At 37.3% G+C, this 26,633-nt stretch carries 23 protein-coding genes; 18 read left to right on the forward strand and 5 right to left on the reverse strand.

The window, feature by feature from the left end; genetic code table 11:
• Window positions 1–125 precede the first annotated feature (125 nt).
• From ABC346_RS08845 to ABC346_RS08875, 7 genes are all read left to right on the forward strand, one after another.
• The gene (locus tag ABC346_RS08845; protein ID WP_413234504.1) at window positions 126–1,424 is read left to right on the forward strand and encodes an O-acetylhomoserine aminocarboxypropyltransferase/cysteine synthase family protein; all 1,299 of its coding nucleotides are present in this window, start codon (window positions 126–128) and stop codon (window positions 1,422–1,424) included.
• A gap of 44 nt (window positions 1,425–1,468) precedes the next feature.
• Window positions 1,469–1,831: a NifB/NifX family molybdenum-iron cluster-binding protein gene (locus ABC346_RS08850; RefSeq protein WP_413234505.1), complete on the forward strand. Its 363-nt coding sequence runs from the start codon at window positions 1,469–1,471 to the stop codon at window positions 1,829–1,831.
• Between the two features lie 23 nt (window positions 1,832–1,854).
• On the forward strand, window positions 1,855–2,634 hold the full coding sequence (locus ABC346_RS08855; RefSeq protein WP_413234506.1) for an ATP-binding cassette domain-containing protein: 780 nt from the start codon (window positions 1,855–1,857) through the stop codon (window positions 2,632–2,634).
• A 222-nt stretch (window positions 2,635–2,856) separates the two neighbouring features.
• Window positions 2,857–3,981: an LLM class flavin-dependent oxidoreductase gene (locus ABC346_RS08860; protein WP_413234507.1), complete on the forward strand. Its 1,125-nt coding sequence runs from the start codon at window positions 2,857–2,859 to the stop codon at window positions 3,979–3,981.
• Window positions 3,982–3,993: 12 nt separating this feature from the next.
• Window positions 3,994–4,953, forward strand: a complete 960-nt coding sequence (locus ABC346_RS08865) for an aliphatic sulfonate ABC transporter substrate-binding protein (protein WP_413234508.1) — start codon at window positions 3,994–3,996, stop codon at window positions 4,951–4,953.
• 94 nt (window positions 4,954–5,047) lie between these two features.
• Window positions 5,048–5,824, forward strand: a complete 777-nt coding sequence (locus ABC346_RS08870) for an ABC transporter permease subunit (protein WP_413234509.1) — start codon at window positions 5,048–5,050, stop codon at window positions 5,822–5,824.
• A gap of 16 nt (window positions 5,825–5,840) precedes the next feature.
• On the forward strand, window positions 5,841–7,169 hold the full coding sequence (locus ABC346_RS08875; protein WP_413234510.1) for an LLM class flavin-dependent oxidoreductase: 1,329 nt from the start codon (window positions 5,841–5,843) through the stop codon (window positions 7,167–7,169).
• 83 nt (window positions 7,170–7,252) lie between these two features.
• On the opposite strand, the gene ABC346_RS08880 is transcribed toward ABC346_RS08875, so the two are convergent.
• Both ABC346_RS08880 and ABC346_RS08885 read right to left on the reverse strand, forming a co-directional pair.
• The gene (locus ABC346_RS08880) at window positions 7,253–8,119 is read right to left on the reverse strand and encodes a YitT family protein (protein ID WP_413234511.1); all 867 of its coding nucleotides are present in this window, start codon (window positions 8,117–8,119) and stop codon (window positions 7,253–7,255) included.
• A 75-nt stretch (window positions 8,120–8,194) separates the two neighbouring features.
• Window positions 8,195–8,674 (reverse strand): SRPBCC family protein, encoded by a 480-nt coding sequence (locus ABC346_RS08885; protein WP_413234512.1) that lies wholly within the window; start codon window positions 8,672–8,674, stop codon window positions 8,195–8,197.
• 210 nt (window positions 8,675–8,884) lie between these two features.
• Between ABC346_RS08885 and ABC346_RS08890 the strand changes: the two genes are divergently transcribed.
• On the forward strand, window positions 8,885–9,094 hold the full coding sequence (locus ABC346_RS08890) for an alpha/beta-type small acid-soluble spore protein (protein ID WP_413234513.1): 210 nt from the start codon (window positions 8,885–8,887) through the stop codon (window positions 9,092–9,094).
• A 553-nt stretch (window positions 9,095–9,647) separates the two neighbouring features.
• Here ABC346_RS08890 and ABC346_RS08895 read toward each other — a convergent pair.
• A complete protein-coding gene (locus ABC346_RS08895; RefSeq protein WP_413234514.1) occupies window positions 9,648–10,742 on the reverse strand; it encodes a branched-chain amino acid aminotransferase in 1,095 nt (364 codons plus the stop codon).
• A gap of 146 nt (window positions 10,743–10,888) precedes the next feature.
• Between ABC346_RS08895 and ABC346_RS08900 the strand changes: the two genes are divergently transcribed.
• Window positions 10,889–11,677, forward strand: coding sequence for an HAD family hydrolase (locus ABC346_RS08900; protein WP_413234515.1), 789 nt, complete (start codon window positions 10,889–10,891; stop codon window positions 11,675–11,677).
• Window positions 11,678–11,920: 243 nt separating this feature from the next.
• On the opposite strand, the gene serA is transcribed toward ABC346_RS08900, so the two are convergent.
• Both serA and ABC346_RS08910 read right to left on the reverse strand, forming a co-directional pair.
• A complete protein-coding gene (gene serA, locus ABC346_RS08905) occupies window positions 11,921–13,507 on the reverse strand; it encodes a phosphoglycerate dehydrogenase (protein WP_413234516.1) in 1,587 nt (528 codons plus the stop codon).
• 3 nt (window positions 13,508–13,510) lie between these two features.
• A complete protein-coding gene (locus tag ABC346_RS08910) occupies window positions 13,511–14,668 on the reverse strand; it encodes a pyridoxal-phosphate-dependent aminotransferase family protein (RefSeq protein WP_413234517.1) in 1,158 nt (385 codons plus the stop codon).
• Between the two features lie 218 nt (window positions 14,669–14,886).
• On the opposite strand from ABC346_RS08910, the gene ilvD reads away from it, so the two are divergent.
• The 9 genes from ilvD (at window position 14,887) to ilvA (ending at window position 26,421) form a co-directional block, all read left to right on the forward strand.
• Window positions 14,887–16,572: a dihydroxy-acid dehydratase gene (gene ilvD / locus ABC346_RS08915; protein ID WP_413234518.1), complete on the forward strand. Its 1,686-nt coding sequence runs from the start codon at window positions 14,887–14,889 to the stop codon at window positions 16,570–16,572.
• An 803-nt stretch (window positions 16,573–17,375) separates the two neighbouring features.
• Window positions 17,376–19,097: a biosynthetic-type acetolactate synthase large subunit gene (gene ilvB / locus ABC346_RS08920; protein WP_413234519.1), complete on the forward strand. Its 1,722-nt coding sequence runs from the start codon at window positions 17,376–17,378 to the stop codon at window positions 19,095–19,097.
• Window positions 19,094–19,618, forward strand: a complete 525-nt coding sequence (ilvN, locus tag ABC346_RS08925; RefSeq protein ID WP_413234520.1) for an acetolactate synthase small subunit — start codon at window positions 19,094–19,096, stop codon at window positions 19,616–19,618. Before ilvB ends, ilvN begins: the two co-directional genes overlap by 4 nt.
• A 53-nt stretch (window positions 19,619–19,671) precedes the next feature.
• A complete protein-coding gene (gene ilvC, locus ABC346_RS08930) occupies window positions 19,672–20,706 on the forward strand; it encodes a ketol-acid reductoisomerase (protein ID WP_413234521.1) in 1,035 nt (344 codons plus the stop codon).
• A complete protein-coding gene (locus ABC346_RS08935; protein WP_413234522.1) occupies window positions 20,693–22,240 on the forward strand; it encodes a 2-isopropylmalate synthase in 1,548 nt (515 codons plus the stop codon). Before ilvC ends, ABC346_RS08935 begins: the two co-directional genes overlap by 14 nt.
• Before the next feature lie 14 nt (window positions 22,241–22,254).
• Complete coding sequence (gene leuB, locus ABC346_RS08940) at window positions 22,255–23,358, forward strand: 3-isopropylmalate dehydrogenase (RefSeq protein WP_413234523.1); 1,104 nt, start codon at window positions 22,255–22,257, stop codon at window positions 23,356–23,358.
• Window positions 23,359–23,374: 16 nt separating this feature from the next.
• A complete protein-coding gene (gene leuC / locus ABC346_RS08945) occupies window positions 23,375–24,781 on the forward strand; it encodes a 3-isopropylmalate dehydratase large subunit (protein ID WP_413234524.1) in 1,407 nt (468 codons plus the stop codon).
• A 12-nt stretch (window positions 24,782–24,793) separates the two neighbouring features.
• Complete coding sequence (gene leuD / locus ABC346_RS08950) at window positions 24,794–25,372, forward strand: 3-isopropylmalate dehydratase small subunit (RefSeq protein ID WP_413234525.1); 579 nt, start codon at window positions 24,794–24,796, stop codon at window positions 25,370–25,372.
• Between the two features lie 32 nt (window positions 25,373–25,404).
• Complete coding sequence (ilvA, locus tag ABC346_RS08955; RefSeq protein ID WP_413234526.1) at window positions 25,405–26,421, forward strand: threonine ammonia-lyase; 1,017 nt, start codon at window positions 25,405–25,407, stop codon at window positions 26,419–26,421.
• Window positions 26,422–26,633: the final 212 nt, after the last annotated feature.

Genomic DNA, 26,633 nt, shown 5'->3' on the forward strand with positions numbered 1-26,633 from the left:
TATCGTGGAATAGAGGTTTTTTTGTTACACAGAATGAAGGGGGAGATTTTATATATACATTAATCCAAGTTATTAGATTGGTTTAGATCGTTTTATTTTTTAAACTTTAAAAAGGAGACATAACATTGGCTCAAAAATCTGATGGAACATTAAATTTTAATACGATTGCTCAACATGGAGGACAGGAATTTGATAAGGAAACAAATGCTCGGGCAGTACCTATTTATCAAACGACATCTTATGGATTCGAAAGTCCGGAACATGCTGCTTCTCTTTTTCAAATGCAGGAAGCGGGCTATATTTATTCTCGTAATGCAAATCCAACAAACCGAGTTCTCGAAAAGCGTATAGCTGAATTAGAGGGAGGCGTTGATGCATTTGCAGTTTCCTCTGGACAATCCGCTATCACAATTGCATTATTAACGCTTGCAAAAGTAGGCGATGAAATTGTGGCAACAAATGAGTTGTATGGTGGAACTTATAATCTTTTTTCTGAGACGTTTAAACGCTTTGGTGTAATGGTTCGCTTTGTAGATGGCACAAACTTCCCAGAAATAGCCTCTTCCATTAACAAGAATACAAAAGCAATCTTTACAGAAACAATTGGAAATCCCGGGTTACAAATAGCTGATATCAAAGCGTTAAGTACTATAGCCCATGATCACGGGATACCTTTAGTGGTTGATTCTACATTTACAACTCCATACTTACAGCGTCCAATTACATTTGGTGCAGATATTGTAATCCATTCGACCACAAAGTTTATTGGAGGACATGGCACATCCATCGGTGGAATTATCGTTGATGCTGGTAAATTTAATTGGTCAAATGGTAATTTTCCTGAATTTACAACACCAAAAAGTTCTTTAAACAATCAATCTTATATTGAACTAACTGATACAAATGCTTTTATTTCAAAAGCACGATTTGAATTAGGGCATGATATTGGAACAGCATTATCTCCATTTAATGGGTGGTTATTTATTCAAGGGCTAGAGTCACTACCATTACGAATGAAGCAGCACGTAGTAAATACAAGACAAATAGCTTCGTTTTTAGCTGAGCATGAACAAGTTACCTGGGTGAATTACCCTGGATTATCTGGAAATCATCAGTATGAACTTGCAAAAATCTATTTACCTAAAGGCACCGGGGCGATTTTTACATTTGGGATAAAAGGTGGACACGAAGCTGCAAAAACGTTTATTCAATCATTAAATCTTTTATCACATGTTGCTAATATTGGGGATTCAAAGACTCTAGTAATTCATCCTGCAAGTACGACACATTCAAGATTAACCCCAGAAGAACAAGGAAAAACTGGTGTGACACCAGATCAAATTCGAATATCTGTTGGATTAGAAGATGTGGAGGATATAAAAAAGGATATACATCAAGCCCTTCAAAAAAGTGTAAAAACTTGATTAGGATAAGGCAATTAATAGATCAAAAAGTGAGGAGAGAGAAAATGATAATTGCATCTGTATTAGATGAGAAGGAGTATATTGTACCAATAGTAGAAGGAAAGACTTTACGGATTTTTAATTCTAAGACAAAACAAATAGAAGACTTTGAAAATCCAGCCGTACATTTGAAAGAGGGAAGAAGAGGTGCAACATTAAAATTTGCAGAACAAAAAGGAGCAGAATCGTTTATTACTCCACCACAGACTTTTTGTGAATTATCCTATAAAAAAGCTAGAACGGATGGTATTCAGTTTTTTAAATTAGACAATTCAATTCCATTTGAACAATTTGAGAAACAGTTTCACTCGAACTCTATAGAGCAACAATCAAAATTACCAGAAAACGAGATTGCTCCAAGTTTTTAAGTAATCGAAATGGAGGTTATACAATGACAGAAAGTCTCGGAGTCGATTTAAGTATTAACCAACTCGAAAAATCTTTTGGGGATTTGGAAGTTTTGCGGAAGATTGATTTACACATTCATCCGGGTGAATTCGTTGCAATTGTTGGAAAGAGCGGATGTGGAAAAAGTACCTTGCTTCGACATATTTCTGGACTTGAGAAAGGAACTTATGGAGAAATTAAGCAGGATAATATAGTGCTAGATGGAGTAAATGAACAAGCTCGAATTATGTTTCAAGATGCGAGATTACTACCCTGGTTAACTATATTTGAAAATGTCGGAGTCGGATTAGGATTAGAGAAACAATGGGAAGAACAAGCAGAATGGGCTTTACATCAGGTGGGCTTATTAGAGCGGAAAAAGGAATGGCCGGCTGTATTATCTGGAGGGCAAAAACAACGGGTTGCACTAGCTAGGGCTCTTGCATCGAGACCAAATTTAATGCTTTTAGATGAACCATTAGGCGCATTGGACGCATTGACTCGATTAGAAATGCAGGTTCTTATAGAAGAGCTTTGGTTAAAACAAAAATTCACAACGGTTCTTGTTACGCATGATATGAGTGAGGCAATAAAACTGGCCAATCGCGTTGTACTAATCGAGAATGGGACTATAAAGCTAGATTTAGCTATAGATCTACCAAGGCCAAGGACGCGATCAAATCCAAAATTTGCAAAGTTAGAAGAGGAACTTTTATCTCATGTACTCGGGCAACAAAATCGGGAAATACATGAACAAAGGTTGAAAAAAGTAGGGAATGAATAAATTATTTTTGCTGTGATTTATTCTGCATGTAATAGGCAGTATCCCCCAATACAAAACAAACCTTAGCATAGTGGGGGTAAACTTCCTTGAAAAATCCGTTTCTGTTCAATGGTCTTTAGGTTATACCTTGTGTTACCAATATGTAGTGGAAAAGAGCAAACCCTACTGAATGAAGTTTCCTTGATAGATGAAGGGAAATATTTACAATTAGGAGGTTTTAAAATGGTTGAATTTATTACTATGGCACCAACGTCTGGAGATGGTGAGTTCGTCGGATCATCCCACAATAATGCTTCACGTAGAAAGGTGAAGCACTGGTCTGGAACCAAAGAAGGGTCGGAACGTAATCCTACATTTGAGTATATTAGAGATATTGCTCAGGCAGCAGAAAAAGGAGGATTCTCGACTTTATTGCTACCAACCGGAGGAGGATGTTTGGATTCTTTAGCTGTTGCTGCAAATTTAATTGGTCATACTGATCAATTGAAATTCCTTTTTGCCATTCGTCCAGGCTCAATCCAACCATCGATATTTGCTAAACAATTTGCAACTGTAGATTATTGGTCAGGAGGAAGAGCTTTGGTAAATGTTGTAACAGGAGGATCTCCAGTAGATCTAGCTGCAGATGGTGACTTTTTAGATCATGGAACAAGATATCGAAGAACTCGGGAGTATATACAAATATTAAAACGATTATTTTCCGAAGATACCGTTAATCATGTAGGGGAATTTTATAAATTACAAGGTGCTACATTATTTCCAAGACCTGAAGTAGTACCGGAAATTTATTTTGGAGGGGCATCCGATATTGGTAAAGATGTAGCTGCTTCTGAATCAGACGTCTATATGCTTTGGGGCGAAACATTAGAAAATACAAAAGAAAGAATTGAAGAAATGAAGCAACGATCGGCAACTTACAATCGGGAATTGACCTATAGTGTTTCTTTCCAAGTTGTACTAGGAGAGACAGAAGACGAGGCATATGAGAATGCAGAGCGACTGATAAGCAAAGCAGATATTGACTTATTAAATGAGAAGAATCAAGCAACTGCCAAAGGTGACTCTATAGGTGTAAAAAGACTGCATGAATTAATGGAAAATGGGAGAGAAAATAATTTTAAAATTGGACCTAACCTATGGGCTGGTCTGACTCAAGTCTTGTCAGGAAATTCAATTGCGCTAGTTGGTACACCAGAGCAAGTAGCAACCCGAATTGTTGAATTTGTTGATTTAGGTTTTGAAAAAGTGTTATTACGTGGTTTTCCACACTTAGAAACTATTCAGGAAATCGGAGAAAAGGTGATACCGAAAGTACATGACATTATAAGAGTAAGACAGACCGTATAGGAGGAATACAGAATGACTTATTTTAAAATGAAAAATGTACTGGTCTTGTTAAGTATTTTCTTTATAACCTTCTTATTAGTAGGATGCAATACAATTGCTGGTTCCACAGATGAAATCAAAATTGGATATCAAAAAAGTGGTCCTATACTAACGTTAAAAAATAACGGGGAACTTCAAAAAGAACTCGAGGATCTGGGATATAAAGTTACTTGGTCCCAATTTAATACTGGTAGCTCGATACTGGAGGCATTAAATTCAGAAAGTGTTGATTTTGCAGGTGCAGGAGATATTCCCTCTATCTTTGCACTTGATAAAGGAAGTAACTTCCAATATATAGCGAGTGAACCATCAGCTCCAACTTCGGAGGGAATATTAGTGCGTGAAGGTTCTGGTATTCAGTCAATTGAGGACTTAAAAGGAAAAAAGGTAGCTTTTAATAATGCGTCCATTGCGCAATATTTATTAATAAAAGCATTACATTCGGTTGATTTATCTATTGATGATGTCGAATCTGTTATTCTAAATCCACCAGATGCAAGTCTCGCCTTTGAAAAAGGAGAAGTAGATGCGTGGGTGGTATGGGATCCTTATTTAGCTGATGCGGAGTCAAGAGGTAATGTAATTATACAAACTGCAGAGGATATCGTCCCTTTTCGATCCTTTTATTTTGCAACTTCTGAAATAGCGGAGGAATCCCCAGAAGTAATCGAATTATTCATTGAACATTTATCAAAAGCTGGCAAAAGTATCGACGAGGATCCAACTGAAGCAGCAAGACTTTTAGAAGAAGAAACAAAAATTCCTTCTGCTACGTGGGAAACGGTATTAAGTAGGAAAAAATCGAATGTACAGTATATGGATGATACAGCATTGGAAGATTTAGAAATTGAGGCAAAAGATTTATTAGATATTGGATTAATTGAAAATGAGATTGATTTTACAGAAAATATATGGTATCCATCAGATGAATAAACGTATTTTTAGTTGTAGAAAAGGGCTTTTTGGTACAGAAAAAATTCTAGTGTGAAAGTAGCCGACTTAAAATAGAAGGGGAGGAAGTGAAAGTTTGAGAGAAAAAAAGTATTTATATAATCGTATCGCTCCTTGGTTAATTCCTATAGGACTATTAGTAGCATGGTATCTATTTACGATAGATAATTCTATTTCAGGAAGTATATTACCTCCTCCGTTTGAAGTTATTCAAACAGGTGCACAAATGGCGATGAGTGGAGATCTATGGACCCATATTTTGATAAGTTTTAATCGTGCCATAACCGGATTTATTATTGGAGGAGGACTAGGATTAATCCTAGGTTTACTAAATGGGATTTATCCAGTTGCAGAGAAACATTTAGATACTACTGTTCAAATGTTTCGGAATATTCCACATTTGGCCTTGATTCCACTTATTATACTTTGGTTCGGAGTTGGGGAAGAGGCAAAAGTTATTTTAGTAGCTATCGGTGTATTTTTTCCAATTTATATAAATACGTACCATGGCATACGCTCCGTGGATAAGGGGCTAATTGAAATGGGAAATGTATATCGATTATCACGTTGGAAACTTTTTTCAAAAGTGGTGTTGAAAGGTGCGCTACCTTCTATCTTAGTAGGTGTTCGCTATGCATTAGGTACAATGTGGGTGACATTAATCGTAGCGGAAACTGTAGCAGCATCTTCAGGGATTGGTTATATGTCCAATAATGCCAGGGAGTTTATGCAGTTAGATATTGTTGTTCTAGCGATTCTACTATATGCTTTGTTAGGAAAATTAGCTGATTCGCTTGCAAAACTTTTGGAAAGTAGATTGTTAAAATGGAACCCCGTTTATCAAAAGAAATAGGAGAGGATGGGAATAAGTGTCGAAAAAACAGATAGCTTTAGGAGTTTTTCTGATGGGAACAGGACATCATATGGCATCATGGAGACATGCAGAAGTTCCATCTGATGGCTTTGAGGACTTTAATTACTTTCGTGAAATTGCACAAATTGCTGAGAACGGGAAACTAGATATGATCTTTTTAAGTGATGGTTTATCATTTAATCACTTATCACATCCTGCTGAATTAGTCAGATTAGATCCACTTACACTGCTTCCTGCGCTAGCTGCTGTTACTTCGAAGATTGGTCTTGCAGCCACCGCATCAACGACATATAATGAACCGTTTCATATCGCGCGAAAGTTTGCTTCATTAGATCAAATAAGTAAGGGACGATCAGCCTGGAATGTGGTAACTTCTTACTATGAACACGAGGCAAGTAATTTTAGTAAGAAAAAGCATTTAGCACATGAATTGCGTTATGAACGTGCAAGTGAATTTGTCGATGTTGTTAAAGGACTATGGGATAGTTGGGAAGATGAAGCATTGATTCGAGATAAAGAATCTGGGATTTATTTTAATCCTGAAAAACTACATTCTTTAAATCATGAAGGTAAACACTTTTTTGTTAAAGGACCATTAAACGCATCTCGTTCATCACAAGGTCAACCAGTCATTGTTCAAGCAGGTTCTTCAGAAGCAGGTACTACATTAGCTGCACAAACAGCAGATGTTATTTTTACTGCTCAGCAAACTTTGGAAGATGCACAGAATTTTTATAAAAAGGTGAAGAAAAAAGTAATTGAATCCGGGAGGGAGCCGGATGAAGTAAAAATCATGCCAGGTGTTTCTCCATTTATCGGCAAGACAGAAGATGAAGCAAGAGAGAAGTATGAACAATTACAGGATTTGATTGTACCTGAAATTGGACTCGATTTCTTATCGGATTATCTTGGAGGTATAGATCTCTCGGAATATTCCCTTGATGATCAACTTCCAGAAGTAATTCCAGAAACAAATGGCAATCAAAGTAGAAGAGAGTTAATTATCGAATTAGCAAGACGTGAAAATTTAACAATTAGAGAGCTTTATAAACGAATTGCTGGTGCGAGAGGACATTGGACCATATTTGGTACTCCAGAACAAATTGCCGACCAGTTAGAATCATGGATAGTATCTGAAGCAGCAGATGGCTTTAATTTGATGTTCCAATACTTACCAGGCTCGTTGGCTGAATTTGTAGAACAGGTGATACCAATTCTTCAACAACGGGGGGTTTTTAGAGAAGAATATAGCAAGGATACTCTAAGGGGACATTTAGGATTATCAATACCAACATCAAGATATACAACGTTAAAAACGAAATAAAACAAAACGGACAGGGACAAAAGTATGTACTTAAAAAATAAATCCGAATAAATAACTGCTTTTGTCCCTTGTATAGAAAGACTTTATAATTTTTGTCCAGAATAACGATCAAGTGAAAATCCTTTTCCAAGTATCTCAGATGCATTTATAAATATGACAAATGACTCTGGAGACTCTGTTTGTAAGAGTCTTTTTAATTTTACTGCTTCCGGTTGTTCTGCTACACATAGTATCATGGTTTTATCGAGTTTGGAGTAACCACCAACGGAACGGATTTTAGTGAGTCCACGATCGATTCCATTTTGGATGAGATTTTGAACGCCTTCCTCATCTTCAGTGATAATCATAATTAATTTAGTGGATGAAGTACGTAATTGAACGAAGTCAATTGCTTTCCCTGAAATATAAATAGCCATTAATGCAAATAAAGTAAGCTCGACACTAAATACAATAATAGAACCAATTACGACAAGTCCATCAACAATAAACTGGGAGTAACCACTAGATATACCAGTGAATTTTTTTACAATCTGGGCAATCGCTGCTGTTCCACCAGTAGATCCATTTCCTTTATATACAATACCTAACCCTGCACCAAGCAATAATCCACCATATAATGCACCTAAAAGCGGATTGGTTACAGTGACAGGTATTTCGGCACTTACAAATATAATGAATGGAACCCAAAATGTTCCAATTAGTGTTTTGAAGCTAAAGTCTTTTCCTAATGCAATCCAACCAATGATAAAAATTGGAATATTAAAAGCAAATTGTGTTAACGCGGGACTGAATTCATATAGTTCAAATAAAATAGTGCTAATTCCTGAAATACCACCTGCAGCAAGTCTCGCAGGTAAAAAGAAGATATTATAGGATAGCCCTACAAGTGTAGCTCCGACAATAATATACATATATTCTAAAATAGTTTTGTTCTGTTTTAATTTATCCATTTAAATTGTATCCTTTCCCAAACATACCTCTTATACTTTATCATTGGAGGGGAAAGGAGTAAATACTGTCTTTGTTTAGATGGGAATATTTACCCGCATAGAACGTTGTTGTTTACTTGGTGTTTCTATTTTTGTCGAAATTTTTTCCATGAAATCTTCCAGTATTTTTGGGAGTAATTGCTTAACGATCGGATAAAGCATCGTACCTTTCCAACCTTTTATTGTTAATTCCATATTTCCTGAAACTATAGTGTCATTCTGATTAAATGATTTTACATGGAAGCTACCTTTACCAATACATTGGTCTTTTAAAGCATCCATCGTAAATAAAATGAACGAAGGAGCTTTTACTTCTAAAATACGTACATGAATATGTGTGTCTTTTTTCAATGAGCCAATTTCGCCATGTATTTTCCAAATCGATTCCTCTTTAGATACAATCTTATGATTTTTATAACCTGGAACGATCTCTACCCAATTAGACCAGTCTTCAATAAACTCCCAAACCTGTATACTGTCAGTGTTTAGTTTAACCTCGTGATGACACTTTACCATTTACTATTTCCTCCCATTACTAAAAAATCGCACATGGGTAGTTTATGAAAATAGAAGTCGGATTAGAACGAGAGATTTTCCTAAGTTGTGAAAAATAACGTAACAAATAGGTGGAAGTGTTTTCCGAGCATAAAAAAAGTAAATTAACAAAAAATGATGGATGAGCAGTGGTGATATAACTGCTGTTCAATTACACCGAGGAGTGATCATGTGGCTGACAGGCGAAGAAATAAGTTGTTAGTACCGCAGGCAGACCGTGCATTAAACCAAATGAAAGAAGAAATTGCGAGTGAGATGCACGTTCAATTAGGTGCTGATACTACAGCACGAGAAAACGGATCGGTGGGAGGCGAGATGGTCAAAAGAATGATAAGCATTGCTGAAGATAGCATGGCTTATCGTAATGATGACCATCACTAGATCATTAATTTGAGTAATAAAAATTAATGATCTGAGAGGGCTGTGCTATTTAGCGCAGTCCTTTTCGCTATTTTGTTAGGGAAAATGATAATAAGCAAGGCATTGCTTTAGGGTAGCCAGGTTCGATAGATATAATTAAGATGAGTGCCCAGAATCAGGAAAGAATAAGAAATATGGTAACTCATAAGAGGCATGAGTGCCCAGAATCAGGAAAGAATAAGAAATATGGTAACTCATAAGAGGCATGAGTGCCCAGAATCAGGAAAGATTATGAAATATGGTAACTCATAAGAGGCATGAGTGCCCAGAATCAGGAAAGATTATGAAATATGGTAACTCATAAGAGGCATGAGTGCCCAGAATCAGGAAAGAATAAGAAGTATGGTAACTCATAAGAGGTATGAATGCTCATAATTAGGAGGAAACATGAAAAGCGGTAACTCAAAGGTGTAAAGAATGTCCAAGCTACTTTCATAACACTGTTGAATGAAATTAAAAAAATCCCCTTAGTAGAACACCAAGGAGATTTTGATATATATTATTTCTTATTCTTTCAATGCTTCACGGGACTTTTTGCCTCAATACCTTGAACCCATTGGAATGGATCGTCTACATGACCATATTGAATTCCAGTGATTGTGTCGTAAATACGTTTAGAAAGTTCTCCAGTCTCACCCTTGTTGACGATCATATCTTTGCCTTCCCAAGTAAGTTGACCTATTGGAGAGATAACAGCAGCTGTACCAGATCCAAATGCTTCTTCTAGATCACCATCTAAATAAGCTTGATATAATTCTGCAATCGAAATTCGCTTTTCAGATACGGGTACGCCCCAATGTTTTAATAGTTCAATAACAGAGCTACGAGTCACACCTGAAAGAATGCTACCGTTCAATTGAGGGGTAACAACTTCTCCATTAATTTTGAAAAAGACATTCATACTTCCAACTTCTTCGATATACTTTTTCTCAACACCATCTAACCAAAGTACTTGTGCAAATCCTTGTTTCGCAACGATTTCTTGTGCTTTAAGACTTGATGCATAGTTTCCGCCAGTTTTTGCTTCACCAGTACCACCTCTCACCGTACGTACATAGTGATCTTCAACAGCAATTTTAACTGGATTTATTCCTTCTTTGTAATAAGCACCTACTGGAGATAAAATGACGATTAGTTTATAGCTCATCGACGGTGCTACCCCGATATAAGCCTCCGTTGAAATGATAAAAGGACGAATATACAGGGATGTTCCTTCTGCGCTCGGAACCCAATCCTTATCGATGGAGATTAATTGTTTAATTGCTTTTAATGTGAATTCCTCATCGATTTGTGGAATACATAGACGATCGTTGGAACGATTTAAACGCTCAAGGTTTTTCTCTGCGCGGAATAATTGAATATCTCCACTCTCCGTACGAAATGCCTTTAATCCTTCAAAAACGGATTGCCCGTAATGAAAAATCATTGAAGAAGGATCTATCATTAGTGGTTGATATGGTACAATACTCGCATTATGCCATCCTAAAGGATCAGAGTAATCCATGACAAACATATGATCCGTAAAAGATCTTCCAAAAATCAACTGATCGGACTGAGGTTTCTCTTTCTTTGTTTCACTTCGTTGTACGCGAATTGTTTGTTCTTCCATATCAAACGTCTCCCTTGCTGTTGTAAATTTCTATTTATCATAAGACATAAAAAAGATTTTATCAAGCCTAAATTTTAAATTAATTATGTTAAATTAGTAATATATTAGTTTGTTAAAGAGAATTATGGAATAAAGGAGGCTATATTTTGGCTAAAGCAATTATATTTGATTTAGATGATACATTATTGTGGGATAAAAAAAGTGTACAAGATGCATTTAATATCACTTGTGATGCCGCTAATCGAGAGAAGAATATTGATCCTAAGAAGTTAGAAAATAGTGTGAAAAAGCATGCTCGAAGATTGTATGCATCATACGACACTTATGAATTCACGAAAAAAATTGGTATAAATCCTTTTGAAGGTCTCTGGGCTACGTTTGATGATAAAGGAATCGACTTTGAAAAATTAAAAGAAATCGCTCCTCTTTATCAAAAAGATGCTTGGAATCAAGGATTGCAAGAAGTGGGAATAAAAGATGAAAACTATGCAAGTCAGCTAGCAAATGCTTTTCGTGAAAATAGAAAACGAACGGCATGTATATTTTCTGATGCGATTGAAGTATTGGAAAAGTTATATACAAAGCTACCGCTTGTACTGTTAACAAATGGTTCTCCCAGCTTACAAAATCTAAAATTAGAATTATCACCTGAATTAGTACCTTATTTTGAACATATTATTATTTCTGGGGGTGTAGGTGTAGGAAAGCCGGACACAGAGATATTTGATTTAGCTTTATCAAGATTAGAGTTACTGTCTGAAGATGTATTGATGGTTGGAGATAACTTACATACAGATATTATTGGAGCGAATCGCCAAGGGATTCCTTCTGTATGGTTAAATCGATTTGATCTAAAAAATGATACGGATATTCAACCAGTTTATGAAATAAAATCATTAGATGAATTATTAAAACTAGTGGAATCAATGTCATAAAAAGTTTTTAATGTTTAATTCGAATGTTCTTAATAACTTGGCTTTGATTGTAATGGAAGACGGCGACTCCTGCAGGAACAGCACGAGCTGAAGATCCACTTGAAAAGTGTTCTTCTTTTCAAGTTAGCTGAAGCCGTGCCTGCGGAAAGCGCCCGTCTGGAATGAAAATCAAAACATCTATAAATGTTCGTTTTTTTATAAAACGGTTTGTTATACCTATAGTCGATCTCCATTGAACATTATTTATAAATCAATCGCAGTAACGGATTTAATTTCATCTAGACTTTCAATTTCGTTTAATGCCTCATCCTCTAGGTGCCGATCTATGGTAAGAATCATAATAGCGTCACCACCAATGTCTGATCGATCCACTTGCATCGTAGCAATATTAATATTATGTTTTGCGATAGTACTTCCCATTCGTCCAATTACACCTGGCTGATCTCGATGTTGGATAACGACCATATGACCTTGTGGTGTTATATCCACGCGATACTCATCAACACGAACTAATCGTGGACCCAAACCGTTTAACAATGTTCCTGCTACTTTCCTAGTACCAAACTTACCTGAAACTTCGATTGTGATTAAGTTTGTAAATCCTTTTTTAGATGACGTTTTACTCTCGCTAACCTCAATTCCTTTACGGTCAGCTAGAAACAGTGCGTTTACATCATTGATTCTGCTTCCTAAGTAACGCTTCAGGAGACCTTTAACAGCGTTTCGAGTTAATGGTGCAATCTCAATATCCGCTAGATCGCCGGCATACGTAATTTTTACTTCGCTCACCACTTCTTTGGTTAAATCAGTAATAAAAGTACCAAGCTTTTCAGCGAGATGGAAATACGGCTCAATTTTATACATAATCTCGCTAGGAACAGATGGCATATTAACCGGATTTCGAACTGCTTCTCCTTGTGAAAAACGAAGTACATCATGGCTTACATCGATAGCTACTACTTCTTGAGCTTCGACAGTACTTGCACCTAAGTGTGGTGTAGCAACTACTTCTGGGAGTGTTAACAACTTATGATCTGTAAAGGGTTCTTGTTCAAACACGTCTAATGCGGCACCTGCTACTTTTCCTGACTGTATTGCATCGTATAATGCGTCTTCGTCAATAATGCCTCCACGCGCACAGTTAACAATTTGAACACCATCTTTCATGATTTCAAATGCATCTTTGTTAATTAAGTGTTTGGTTTCCTTTAGCAACGGAGTATGGACAGTGATAAAATCTCCAGCACGTAACACATCTTCTAATGTTCCATATTGCACTCCCATTTGTTCTGCTTTTTCTTCTGTGAAGAACGGATCGTAGGCAATGACGTTCATACGTTGACCTTTTGCTCTTGCAGCTACCTCAGCACCGATTCTTCCTAAGCCAACAATACCTAGTGTTTTTTGTTTTAATTCTACTCCAACAAATCGTTTACGATCCCATTGTTTTTGTTTTAAAGCGTGATAAGCTTGTGGGATATTTCGTGATAATGCCATAATCATGGCCACTGTATGCTCTGCTGCAGAGTTTGTATTACCGTTTGGAGCATTGACGACTATAACTCCATTTTCTGTAGCAGCATCTAAATCTATATTATCAACACCAACACCAGCGCGACCAATGATTTTTAAATTACTTGCTTTTTCAATTAAGGCACGTGTAACTTGAGTCTGACTTCGAACTAATATGGCATCAAAAACATCAATTTGGTCTAATAATTCTTCGTCATTCCATCCTGGATTAATCACGAGTTCAATATTTTCAGCCTCTTGAAGCGGTTTGAGGCCATCTTCGCTTAAAGGGTCACTAATAAGTACTTGAAAAGTCATCTTTTATCTTACCTCCTGCTGTGTATAAATTTGCTGAGCAGCAGCTGTGCCTTTACCTAACTCAACATTCTTTCCGATCAGTTGTAAACCAATCTCAATTAAACTGATTGTTTGCAATGCATCTGCTGGGGAACAATAACCCATATGTCCTACCCGAAATATTTTTCCTTTTAGATGTTGCTGTCCTCCTGCAAGCGATAGATTAAAATGTGATTTCAATGCTTGTCTGAGTTCTTCAGAATCAAAATCAGTTGGCTGAACAGCAGTAACAGTCGGTGAAGCTGCTTCGTCTGAGGTTAACAGCGGAATATCTAATGCCTTAAAAGCCGCTCTTGTCATATCGCGCAAAAGAAGATGACGTTTAAACACATTACTTAATCCTTCTTGATCGATTAAATTCAATACTTGATCCAAACCAAATAACAGAGACAAAGCTGGTGTAAATGGAGTGGAAATGTCCGCTAAGCTCTTTTTATACGTTCGCATATCTAGATAGAAACGATGCTGTGGATTGTCCTCAATTACTTTCCAAGCACGATCACTAGCGCTAATAAACATTAGACCGGCAGGCAGCATAAATGCTTTTTGCGAACCAGTTACAAGGATATCAATTCCCCAATCATCCATTTTTGTTTCTACCCCAGCTACACAAGAGACACCGTCAACAACGAATAAAGCATTGGATTTATTATGAATTACTTTACCCAAGGCTTGAATGGAATTTAAAACTCCAGTAGAAGTTTCACAAAATGTTGCAAAAACGACACTAATTTCTGGATGATCTTGTAAATATGATTCTATGTAAGATGGATCAATTGCTTCTCCCCATGGTACATCAATTCGATTTACATGTAAGTCATATGCGTTGCAAATCTTTGTAAAGCGATCGCCAAATGCCCCAGTAACTATAACGAGTACATGATCTCCTGGTCTTGCAGCGTTGATTACAGCCATTTCCAGCCCTGCAGTACCACTGCCTGCAATTGGAATTACATCCTGTTTTGTACCAAAAATTGGTTTTAATCTAGGTAATATACGTTGTAAAAGTTCTTTTGTTTCCTTACCTCGATGTCCAATCATCGTACCATTCATAGCTTGTTGTACACTAGGTGGTATTGGACTTGGACCAGGTATACGAAGGAGGTGTTGGTCAGTAAGCATAATATTACTCCTTTTTAATGCTGTAAATCAGCAAAGTATTTGATGTGTTGTTATCAATATAGCAATCTGAAAACCATTGTCAATATATTTCTGATATCAAAAATCACTTCGATAATTTTAAGGTGCACCATTATCGCAAAGTAAATTAAAAAGACGAAATTCATTGAACTATAAAAATATTAGTCATATAATAGTCCGAAAAGAAGGGTGGAATATTTATGGGTAAAGATTTGCGTATAAAAAGTAAAGCATTTGATGGAACGATGCGAGCTCCTAATAGAGCAATGCTTCGCGCTGTTGGTGTTACCGATGAAGATTTTAAAAAGCCTATGATTGGTGTAGCAAGCACATGGGCAGAAGTAACGCCTTGTAATATACATTTGAATGATTTGGCTCTTCTTGCAAAAAAAGGAGTACGTCATTCTGATGCTGTTCCATTTATCTTTAATACGATAACTGTTTCTGATGGGATTTCCATGGGTACGCAAGGTATGAACTACTCTCTACCAAGTCGAGATCTCATCGCTGATTCGATTGAAACCGTGGTTGGAGCGGAAAATCTAGATGGATTGGTTGCGATTGGAGCATGTGACAAGAATATACCAGGGTGCTTGATTGCTATTGCTAATGCAGGAGTTCCCTCTGTATTTGTATATGGTGGCACAATTGCACCAGGAAATGTTAATGGGAAAGATATAGATATTGTTTCGGTTTTTGAAGGAGTAGGACAACATAACGCAGGCACTATTGACGATAATCAATTAAGAAGAGTAGAATGTCACGCCTGTCCAGGCGCTGGGGCATGTGGCGGAATGTATACTGCGAATACAATGGCATCTGCAGCGGAAGCTTTAGGAATCAGCTTACCGGGAAGTTCTTCTAACCCAGCAGAATCAGAAGAAAAGAGAAACGATGTAGAAGAAGCTGGTGAAGCGATTAAAAAATTATTAGAAAAAGACATTTATCCAAAAGATATTCTTACAAAAAAAGCCTTTGAAAATGCAATTACTGTTGTTATGGCATTAGGGGGTTCTACAAATGCGATCTTGCATTTACTTGCGGTTTCCCATGCAGCAGAAGTTGACTTAACGATTGATGATTTTAATCGAATTCAGAAAAAAGTTCCGCATTTAGCAGATTTAAAACCAAGTGGACGTTTTGTTATGCAAGATCTTCATCGGGTTGGTGGAGTACAAGCAGTAATGAAATTGTTATATGAAAATGGATACTTACATGGTGATTGTCTTACTGTAACAGGGAAGACTATCGCAGAAAATCTAGCGGAAGCGCCTAATCTTAAAGAAAATCAGCAAGTAATTATGCCTTTTGATAATCCAAAAAGAAAAGATGGTCCTCTGATTGTCTTAAAGGGAAATTTATCCCCAACTGGTGCTGTTGCGAAAGTATCTGGTGTGAAGGTGAAAAGACACACAGGTCCAGCTCGTGTATTTAACACAGAAAAAGAGGCAACCCAAGCAATACTAGATAACAAAATTAACGAGGGCGATGTGTTAGTTATCCGTTATGTTGGACCAAAAGGTGGACCGGGAATGCCGGAGATGTTGTCTGTTTCTAGTATTCTCGTAGGTAAAGGAATGGGAGAATCGGTAGCTTTATTGACAGATGGTAGATTCTCTGGTGGTACACATGGGCTTGTCGTAGGGCATATAAGTCCGGAAGCGCAAGATGGTGGACCTATCGCATTCCTGCAAGAGGGAGATATGGTGACCATAGATTCTGATAAAAGAGAGATTTCCATGGACGTTTCAGAAGATGAAATAAAACTACGTCAAGGAAAGTGGGAAGCACCTGAACTATATATGAAAGGGGTTCTTGGAAAATACGCGCATAATGTTACTTGCTCATCAAAAGGTGCTGTAACAGATTATTTACATCGAGATTAAGGTGAAAGCTGTCAGTTAGGTCAAATAAGACTTAAATGGCAGCTTTTTTCTTATGTTATTCAATAAGCCTTTTTACATATAAAAAAACTAATTGATTAAAATTAATGCTTTTTATTGAGAAAGCAAATTTTTTCATCCCTAATACATAGAAATGTTGGTATGTGAGGTTCTCTGACATAAATTTCAATAAAAATATCAGTTCTTTCTCACTTTATTACATAAATGTAATAAAATACTCCATACCTATTTATGATAGTGATGTAAACGCATTCATAAAATCTGACAATCCGGAATAATTAAAAAACTTTCGAAAACCTATTGACGACATAAAAAAAACGAGATATGATTAACCGCAATATAACAATTGACTAATAAAAACAATTATTCTGACACTTGGATAATGTTAATTAAATATCGTTAATTCGTTGACGGGAATAAAGGATCAAAAGAGTTGCATTCACAGAGAGCTGGGGTTGCTGGAAGCCCAGAAATGTGCTTTGATCTGACATCGTCCCTGAGTGCCACATGGAACGGGTATTTCAAGTTTAGATGGCTTTTTATTACAGCCAGATAGACTTGGATTGTTCATCTAAGTAGATGTGGTCGGGTGCACATAATCGTGTACCTGTTATCAAACAGCTGATATACAGCTGACGAGACAGGGTTCGTGAGGATTCTGTGAAACTGGGTGGTACCGTGAAAAGAAGACTCTTTTCATCCCATGCATGCTAGAGAACATGTATGTGGGTGAGAAGGGTCTTTTTTTCGATTAGTAGGTAAATTATTTAAAGGAGGGTACTGTTGTGAAAGTAGATGCAAACCAGCAGGTGGAGGTTAAAACAAATTTAGTAACAGGTGCTGATTTGTTTGTGCAAGCATTGGAAAGAGCGAATGTCGAAGTAGTTTTTGGTTATCCTGGAGGTGCTGTATTACCGATTTACGATGCTTTACATCGAAATCAAACATCTTTTGAGCATGTGCTTTCGCGACATGAGCAAGGATCTATTCATGCAGCAGAAGGTTATGCCCGGGTTTCTGGAAAACCAGGAGTTGTAATTGCTACTTCAGGGCCAGGGGCAACTAATTTAATCACGGGGATAACGGATGCAATGATGGATTCCATTCCTCTTGTCATATTTACTGGTCAAGTTGCAAAAGGAGTAATTGGAACGGATGCTTTTCAAGAGGCTGATGTAATGGGAATAACAACACCAATTACCAAATATAACTACCAAGTGAATGAAATAGCTGACCTACCTCGTATTGTCAATGAAGCATTTCACATTGCAACAACAGGTAGACCAGGGCCAGTCGTTGTTGATATTCCAAAGAATATATCTTCAACAGTAACCGTGAATGACTATGAAGGAGATTTTCATTTACCTGGTTATCAGCCAACAATAACTCCGAACCCTTTGCAAATTACAAAAGTAAACGAGGCATTAGCACGAGCGGAAAAGCCGGTATTATTAGCTGGAGCGGGAGTTCTTATCTCTGATGGTTCCAATGAGTTAAAGCAATTTGCTGATCATTATCAACTGCCGGTAGTTACAACCTTGCTTGGGTTAGGAAGCTATCCTGGCAAGGACTCCTTATCTCTAGGAATGGCGGGGATGCACGGAACATACGCAGCGAATATGGCGATATATGAATGTGATTTATTAATAAATATTGGTGCACGATTTGATGACAGGTTGACAGGAAATATTAAACATTTCGCACCGAATGCGAAGATCATTCATATTGATATCGATCCCGCTGAAATTGGCAAAAATATTGAGACGAATATTCCAGTAGTTGCTGATGCAAAACGAGCGTTAACAGCTCTTTTAAAAAATACAACAGAAAAATGTGATCATCAAAACTGGCTACATCAAGTGAAGCATAATCAGTTGGATTTCCCATTATGGTATGACCGTTCGGATCAATCTATATCACCCCAATGGTTAATGGAGCAAATATATGAGTTATCTAATGGAGAAGCTGTTGTAACAACGGATGTAGGACAACACCAGATGTGGGCGGCACAATATTATGCATTTAAAAATCCGCATAATTGGGTGACATCCGGTGGATTAGGAACGATGGGATTTGGTTTTCCTGCAGCAATTGGAGCTCAAATCGCTAAACCAGAAAGTTTAGTATTAGCGGTAGTAGGTGATGGCGGTTTTCAAATGACTTTACAAGAATTGTCCATACTGAAGTCGCAAAACCTGCCAGTAAAAGTAATCATTTTGAACAATGAGGCACTCGGGATGGTACGCCAATGGCAGGAAAGTTTTTACGAAGAAAGATATTCACATTCCTTGTTTTCAGAAAACCCAGACTTTGTTAAATTGGCAGAAAGTTATGGCGTGAGAGGAATGAGGGTCGAAAAGGAAGCCGATGTTCCTGAAATCCTATCTGAAGTATTTGCGTATGATGGCCCGGTTGTTATTGATTGCAGGGTGGTCCAAAAAACATCTGTTTATCCAATGATTGCTCCAGGTACAGGGATTCAAGAAATGATTGGAGTGAGAAGATGAAAAGAATTATCATCGCTACTGTACAGGATCGAGGAGGAGTCCTGAACCGTATTACTGGAATGCTTCATAAAAGGCAATTCAATATTGAAAGTATTTCTGTAGGAGCATCAGAAACGGAAGGAATATCCAAAATGACGTTCGTTGTTGAGATTAATGACAAACAGAAATTAGAACAACTAACCAAACAATTAAATAAACAAATCGATGTATTAAAAGTAATGGATGTAACTGACAAAGCGCTAGTTGCTAGAGAGTTAGCTCTAATAAAAGTAGTCGGAACCAATCAAACAAGAGCAGAAATACAAAGTATTATTACACCATTCCGAGCAGCAGTAATCGATGTAAGTAAAGATAGCTTAATCATTCAAGTAACTGGTAAACCAGATAAAGTCGATGCATTAATTGCCTTATTACGACCTTATGGTATCAAGGAACTTACTAAAACTGGTTTAACTGCATTCTTAAGAGGTCAGCAGCCAGAACAATCCAACAGTGATTTTAATTTAGTAGCAAAAGGTTAATTCACTTTTTGAACATAAATTTTAAATAATTTTAAATGGAGAGGGAGATTAAAATGGCTAAAGTATTATATGAAAAAGATATTCAAGATGGAGTATTAAAAAACAAGAAGATTGCAATTATCGGATATGGTTCACAGGGGCATGCTCATGCGATGAATTTAAGGGATTCTGGTTATGATGTCGTAGTTGGATTACGTCCAGGGAAGTCACAGCAAAAAGCAGAAGAAGATGGCTTTAATGTTTTATCAGTAGCAGAAGCAAGTAGTCAGGCAGATGTTGTCATGGTACTACTTCCGGATGAAATGCAACCAAAAGTGTATGAAGAAAGCATTAAAGATAATCTTGAACAAGGGAATGCGCTTGTATTCGCACATGGATTTAATATTCACTTCACGCAAATTGTACCTCCAGCGAATGTTGATGTATTCTTGGTTGCACCAAAAGGGCCTGGGCATTTAGTTCGTCGAACGTTTGAAGATGGAGCTGGAGTACCTGCGCTATACGGTGTTGAACAAGATTATACTGGTGAAGCAAAAGAAGTAGCCCTTGCCTACTCAAAAGGAATTGGTGCTGCAAGAGCGGGAGTACTCGAAACAAGTTTTCAAGAAGAAACAGAGACAGACTTATTTGGCGAGCAAGCAGTGTTATGTGGAGGAGTTACCAGTCTTATCAAAGCTGGGTTTGAAACATTAACAGATGCTGGGTATCAACCAGAAGTAGCATATTTTGAATGTCTTCATGAGATGAAATTAATTGTTGATCTCCTCTATGAAGGTGGATTAGAAAATATGCGCTATTCTATTTCGGATACAGCACAGTGGGGAGATTTTGTATCGGGTCCACGTGTGGTAGATGATCAAACTAAAGAGCGTATGAAATCTATCCTTGATGATATTCAAACCGGCTCTTTCGCTAAAGGTTGGATTTTGGAAAATCAGGCTGGTAGACCACAATTCAATGCGATTAATCGCAGAGAAAATAGTCATCAAATTGAAACTGTGGGAAGGGAGTTACGTGAGTTAATGCCTTTTGTTAAACAGCCAATTAATTCTAAGAAAAAGGATGTGAATGTCCATGTCCCGAATTAAGATTTTCGATACAACACTTCGAGATGGGGAACAGTCTCCAGGAGTTAATTTGAATAAAGCAGAAAAACTTGAGATTGCAAAGCAACTTGAAAAATATGGTGTAGATCGGATGGAGGCAGGTTTTCCTGCTTCCTCCAAAGGGGATTTTGAATCGGTAAAACAAATTGCCTCAACGATCAAGAAATCTTCAGTTATTGCGCTTGCTCGTACGGTTAAATCTGATATTGATACAGCTTATGAAGCGCTAAAAGGGGCAGAGAAACCAGCGATTCATATTTTCTTAGCGACATCACCAATTCATATGACTTACAAATTGAAGAAATCACCGGAACAAGTGATTGAAACTGCGGTTAACATGGTCGCTTATGCGAAAGAACGATTTGATGAAATTGAATGGTCGGCTGAGGATGCAACTCGTTCAGATTGGAATTTCTTAGCACAAATTATCGAGAAAGTGATTGAAGCTGGAGCAACCGTAATTAATCTTCCGGATACGGTTGGGTATACAACCCCAGAAGAATATGGGAAATTATTTCGATTTATCAAAGAAACAGTTCCGAACATTGATCGAGTCGCTTTATCCTGCCATTGTCATAATGACCTTGGAATGGCAGTAGCTAATTCAATAGCCGCTGTGGAAAATGGAGCTACACAAGTAGAAGGAACAATCAATGGTATTGGTGAACGAGCAGGAAATGCTGCTTTAGAAGAGGTGGCTGTCGCGTTAAAAATTCGTTCCGATTATTATCCGTTTGAAACAGGATTAAATTTGAAAGAGACGAAACGTACGAGTGACTTGGTAGCAAAACTAACAGGCATGTATGTGCAAGCAAATAAGGCGGTAATAGGAAGAAATGCCTTTTCTCATGAATCAGGCATTCATCAAGATGGTGTCTTAAAAAATACCGAGACATATGAGATTATTACCCCTGAAATGGTAGGAGTATCCTCTAATACACTATTTCTTGGAAAACATTCAGGCAGGCATGCGTTTAAAGATAAATTAAAAGAATTCGGTGTAGAACTATCAGAAGAAGAGTTAAAAACGGCATTTGACCAATTTAAACTACTAACAGATCAAAAGAAAGAAGTAACGGATGATGATTTATATACCATTTTGATGGATATCAAAACAGATTCAACCGTAGTAGATAAATACAAGTTAATTCAATTTGGAGTTTCTTATGATACTGCCGACACTCCTAAAGCAAATGTTATCTTAGAATCTCCGAATGGATCACTAATTGAAGCGACACAACAAGGAAATGGCAGTGTTGAAGCGTTATATAAAACGATAAATTACTTGATTGCAGAAGATATCACATTGGTAGATTATCAAATTAATTCGGTTGGCGGCGGTAAAGACGCCTTGGCTGAATCCCATGTTCAAATTATCATTAATGGCCAGACAATAAATGGCAGAGGATCTGCTCAGGATGTATTACAGGCATCAGCAGTTGCGTTTATACAGGCAGTAAATCGTTATTATGTTCAGAAGAAAGCAAATTTAACTCGACTTGTCTATGAGTCATAAAGGAGGAAAAAGAAATGGAGAAACATATCATTTTGCTTCCTGGTGATGGAATAGGTAGAGAGATTATTGATTCTGCTAAACAAGTATTAACAGCGATAGCAAGTGAATATAATTATCGTTTTACATTTGAAGAACATGCGATTGGGGGAAGTGCCTTAGATGAATATGGTACACCATTGCCTGATAAAACAGTAGATGCCTGTTTAAAAGCAGATGCAATTCTAATGGGAGCTGTTGGCGGTCCCAAATGGGACGCCAACCCATCTCATTTACGACCGGAAAAAGGATTATTAGGAATTCGAAAACAACTTGGACTTTTTGCCAATTTACGACCAGTTAAAACAATTTCTTCCTTATTATATGCATCACCATTGAAAGAAGAAATTGTAAATCAGGCAGATATGTTAATTATTCGAGAATTAACTGGTGGAATTTATTTTGGCACACCAAGTGAACGAACAACTGATGGAGGGGTAGTTGATACACTTCGTTACTCTCGGGAAGAAATTGAACGGATTGTAGAACGTGGATTTGAAGCTGCACGAATTAGAAGAAAACATCTTACGTCCGTTGATAAAGCAAATGTTTTAGAATCTAGTAAGTTATGGAGAGAAATTGTAGAGGAAAAGTCTATAGATTATCCAGATGTTACCGTAGAGCATCTACTTGTTGATGCAGCTGCCATGAAGCTTGTTACACAGCCAAGTGCCTTTGATGTCATCGTAACAGAGAATTTATTTGGTGACATTTTGAGTGATGAAGCATCAGTGCTTACCGGATCTTTAGGAATGCTTCCATCAGCAAGTTTACGTGCTGATGGACTTGGTTTATATGAACCTGTTCATGGATCAGCACCTGATATTGCTGGAGATGGAATTGCCAATCCATTAGCGATGATTTTATCCGCTGCACTAATGCTAGAACATTCTTTTGGTTTAGTAGATGAAGCAAAAGAAATAGAACGTGCGGTAAATGATTGCTTATTACAAGGTTTTCACACTGCAGATATTCATATACCAGGTGGAATACAAGTGGGTACGAAACAAATGACAGAAGCAGTATTGGAAAATGTAACAACAAAAAGTATTTCAGATTCTATATGCAACTCGTATGTATAGGATGGAGGTGTAAGACATGCAGAAACCACAAACTATTTTCGAAAAGATATGGGAAAAACATATTGTTCATGAAGAAGAGGGCAAGCCAAGTCTTCTTTATATTGACCAACATTTGGTTCATGAAGTAACTTCTCCTCAAGCTTTTGAGGGACTTCGTTTAAATAATCGAAAGGTTCGTCGACCTGACTTAACCTTTGCAACTATGGACCATAACGTTCCAACTATAAATAGAGAATCATTTAAAGATGAAATATCTAAAAAGCAGATGGAAGCACTGAAGAAAAATTGTGAAGAATTTGGAATAAAACTTGCTGATATGTACCATCCAGATCAAGGAATTGTACACGTTATTGGGCCGCAACTTGGCCTTACGCAACCGGGGAAAACAATTGTATGTGGAGACAGTCATACGTCAACACATGGAGCTTTTGGCGCTTTGGCATTTGGGATAGGTACAAGTGAAGTTGAACATGTTTTAGCAACACAAACTATTTGGCAAGACAAACCAAAGACATTAAATGTAAAAGTTATTGGTGAACTCGGGTTAGGCGTTACTGCAAAAGATTTAATTTTAGCGATTATTGCAAAGTTTGGTGTTCAATTTGGTACTGGTTATGTCATGGAATATACCGGAGACGCGATTCGTAAAATGTCTATGGAAGAAAGAATGACAATCTGTAACATGTCCATTGAAGCAGGTGCTAGAGCAGGTTTGATTAGTCCAGATCAAACTACAGTAGACTACCTACGAGGGCGCGAAATGGTTCCCGATGGAGACGCATATGAAGTATTAGCAGCTGAATGGATACAATTAGCTACAGATGAAGAAGCTGTCTATGATCATACGGTCACCATTCATGCGAATGAAATTGAACCCCAAGTTTCATGGGGAACAAATCCGAGTATGTGTGTACCTATTAGCTCCACTACACCTTCGATTGAAAAAGCAAGTTATCCAGATGAAGTAGAACGTGCATTGGAATACATGGGGTTAAAAGAAAACCAATTGATGACATCTATTGAAGTAGACCATGTATTCATTGGTTCATGCACAAACTCGAGATTAAGTGACTTAAAAAAAGCCGCAGCAATTGTGAAAGGGAAAAAAGTGAAAGCTGGTATTCGTGCCATGGTGGTTCCTGGATCCTTTCTAGTAAAACAAAAAGCCGAAGAAATAGGGATAGATCAAGTATTTATCGATGCTGGATTTGAATGGAGAAATTCAGGTTGTAGCATGTGCTTAGGAATGAATGATGACATTGTGCCAGCTGGAGGTAGATGCGCCTCCACTTCCAACCGGAATTTTGAAGGCAGACAAGGAAACGGAGCTAGAACACATCTCGTGAGTCCAGAAATGGCTGCAGCTGCAGCAATAGAAGGACATTTTGTTGATGTAAGATCGTATACAGGCGTCCCAAGTTAGGAGGGAAAAGAAATGGAACCATTGGAATTTCATAGTGGAAAGGTTTGTCCATTAAATAGAGCTAATGTAGACACAGATCAAATCATTCCAAAACAATTTTTAAAACGAATTGAACGAACTGGTTTTGGACAGTTTCTATTTTTTCATTGGAGATTTAATGATGATGGAACAGAGCGAAGTGACTTTGTCTTAAATGATCCTAATTATAAGGATGCTACCATTTTGGTTGCTGGTGATAATTTTGGATGTGGGTCAAGTAGGGAACATGCCCCGTGGGCTCTTGCCGATTATGGATTTAAAGTCATTATTGCGCCAGACTTTGCGGATATTTTTTATAATAATGCGTTAAAAAATGGCATATTAGTTATTAAGATGGATGAGCAGCAAGTGAAGTCGTGGATGCATAAAGCAGAAAAGGGGTTAACGTTAGATGTTGATTTAAAGCAGCAAATTATTCAAGCCTCTGATGGAACAACGACATCTTTTGATATTACTCCATACCAACGTGAGAAATTAATTAATGGTTGGGATGATATAGCGTTAACCTTATTAAAAGAAGAGAAGATTGCATCCTATGAATCTGCAAACTAGGATTTACTTTATCGTTACAGAATAGAAGGAGAGTGAGTTGTCTTGGGGATCGCTTAAATGGTGAAAAAGTATACCAAGCAATGAAGAAATTAACACCGATTGTTCATCGTACACCATTAGTAACATCACATACAACGGATGATATTGTTGGTAAGCATGTGTACTGTAAAATGGAAAATCAGCAAAAAACTGGAGCGTTTAAATTTCGAGGAGCAAGTTATAAATTAATGCAACTGTCAAATGAAGAATTACAACACGGAGTAATTACTGCTTCAGCTGGAAATCATGCGCAAGGAGTAGCTCATGCAGCAGCAAAATTAGGTGTTAAGGCAACGATTTTTATGTCGGAAGGAACACCATTAGCAAAAATTAATGCAACAAGAAATTATGGGGCAACAGTAAACCTTGTTGGTGAAAGCTTTCAAGAAGCCTATGAAGCTTCACTTCAACATCAAAAAGTAACTGGTGCTACTTATATTCACCCTTTTGATGATTATGATATTATGGCTGGTCAAGGGACGATAGCAATGGAATTACTTCGTCAAGAGGACCGAATTGATACAATTATTGTGCCAATTGGTGGTGGGGGATTAATAAGTGGCATTGCAGTTGCTGCCAAACATGTGAATAGAAATATCAAAGTAATAGGCGTACAGGCTGAAGGTGCAGCTGCGATGCATCGAAGCTATCATTCGAGCCAAGCGCATTCTTTATCAAATGTATCGACAATAGCAGAAGGAATTGCAGTAAAACAGCCAGGTGAATTGACATTGCCACTTATTCGCTCTTATGTTGATGACATTGTTACAGTTAACGATGAACAAATTGCTTCAGCGATCATTTACATGTTGGAAAGAAATAAGACGTTAATGGAAGGTGCTGGTGCCGCAGCTCTAGCTGCATTGTTTGCACATAATGACTCCATTTCATCTAGACATTGTGGTGTTATCGTTAGTGGAGGTAACTTGGACATCAGTAATATGCAAAAAATACAACATCTATCCAGTCATATCGATAATAAGTACGAAAAAGCATATGTTGCATTGTAAAAGAAAAAGTCTTTTGACCTAGAAAGAAGGTTGAAAGACTTTTTCCGTATATAAGAAAATTTAATTGATTTTAAGAAATGAGTTTCAAGTTAAGACGAAATTTGTAATATTTTGGGAGGGTTAATATTATAAAACGACACTTTTCTGTAGTGAAAAAATTAAAAATTTCCATATAAAAGAAATTGTGAAACACCTTGATAGTAAAGCATTGT

The sequence above is a fragment of the Oceanobacillus phoenicis genome (genome assembly GCF_047238145.1).
GTDB lineage: Bacteria > Bacillota > Bacilli > Bacillales > Amphibacillaceae > Oceanobacillus.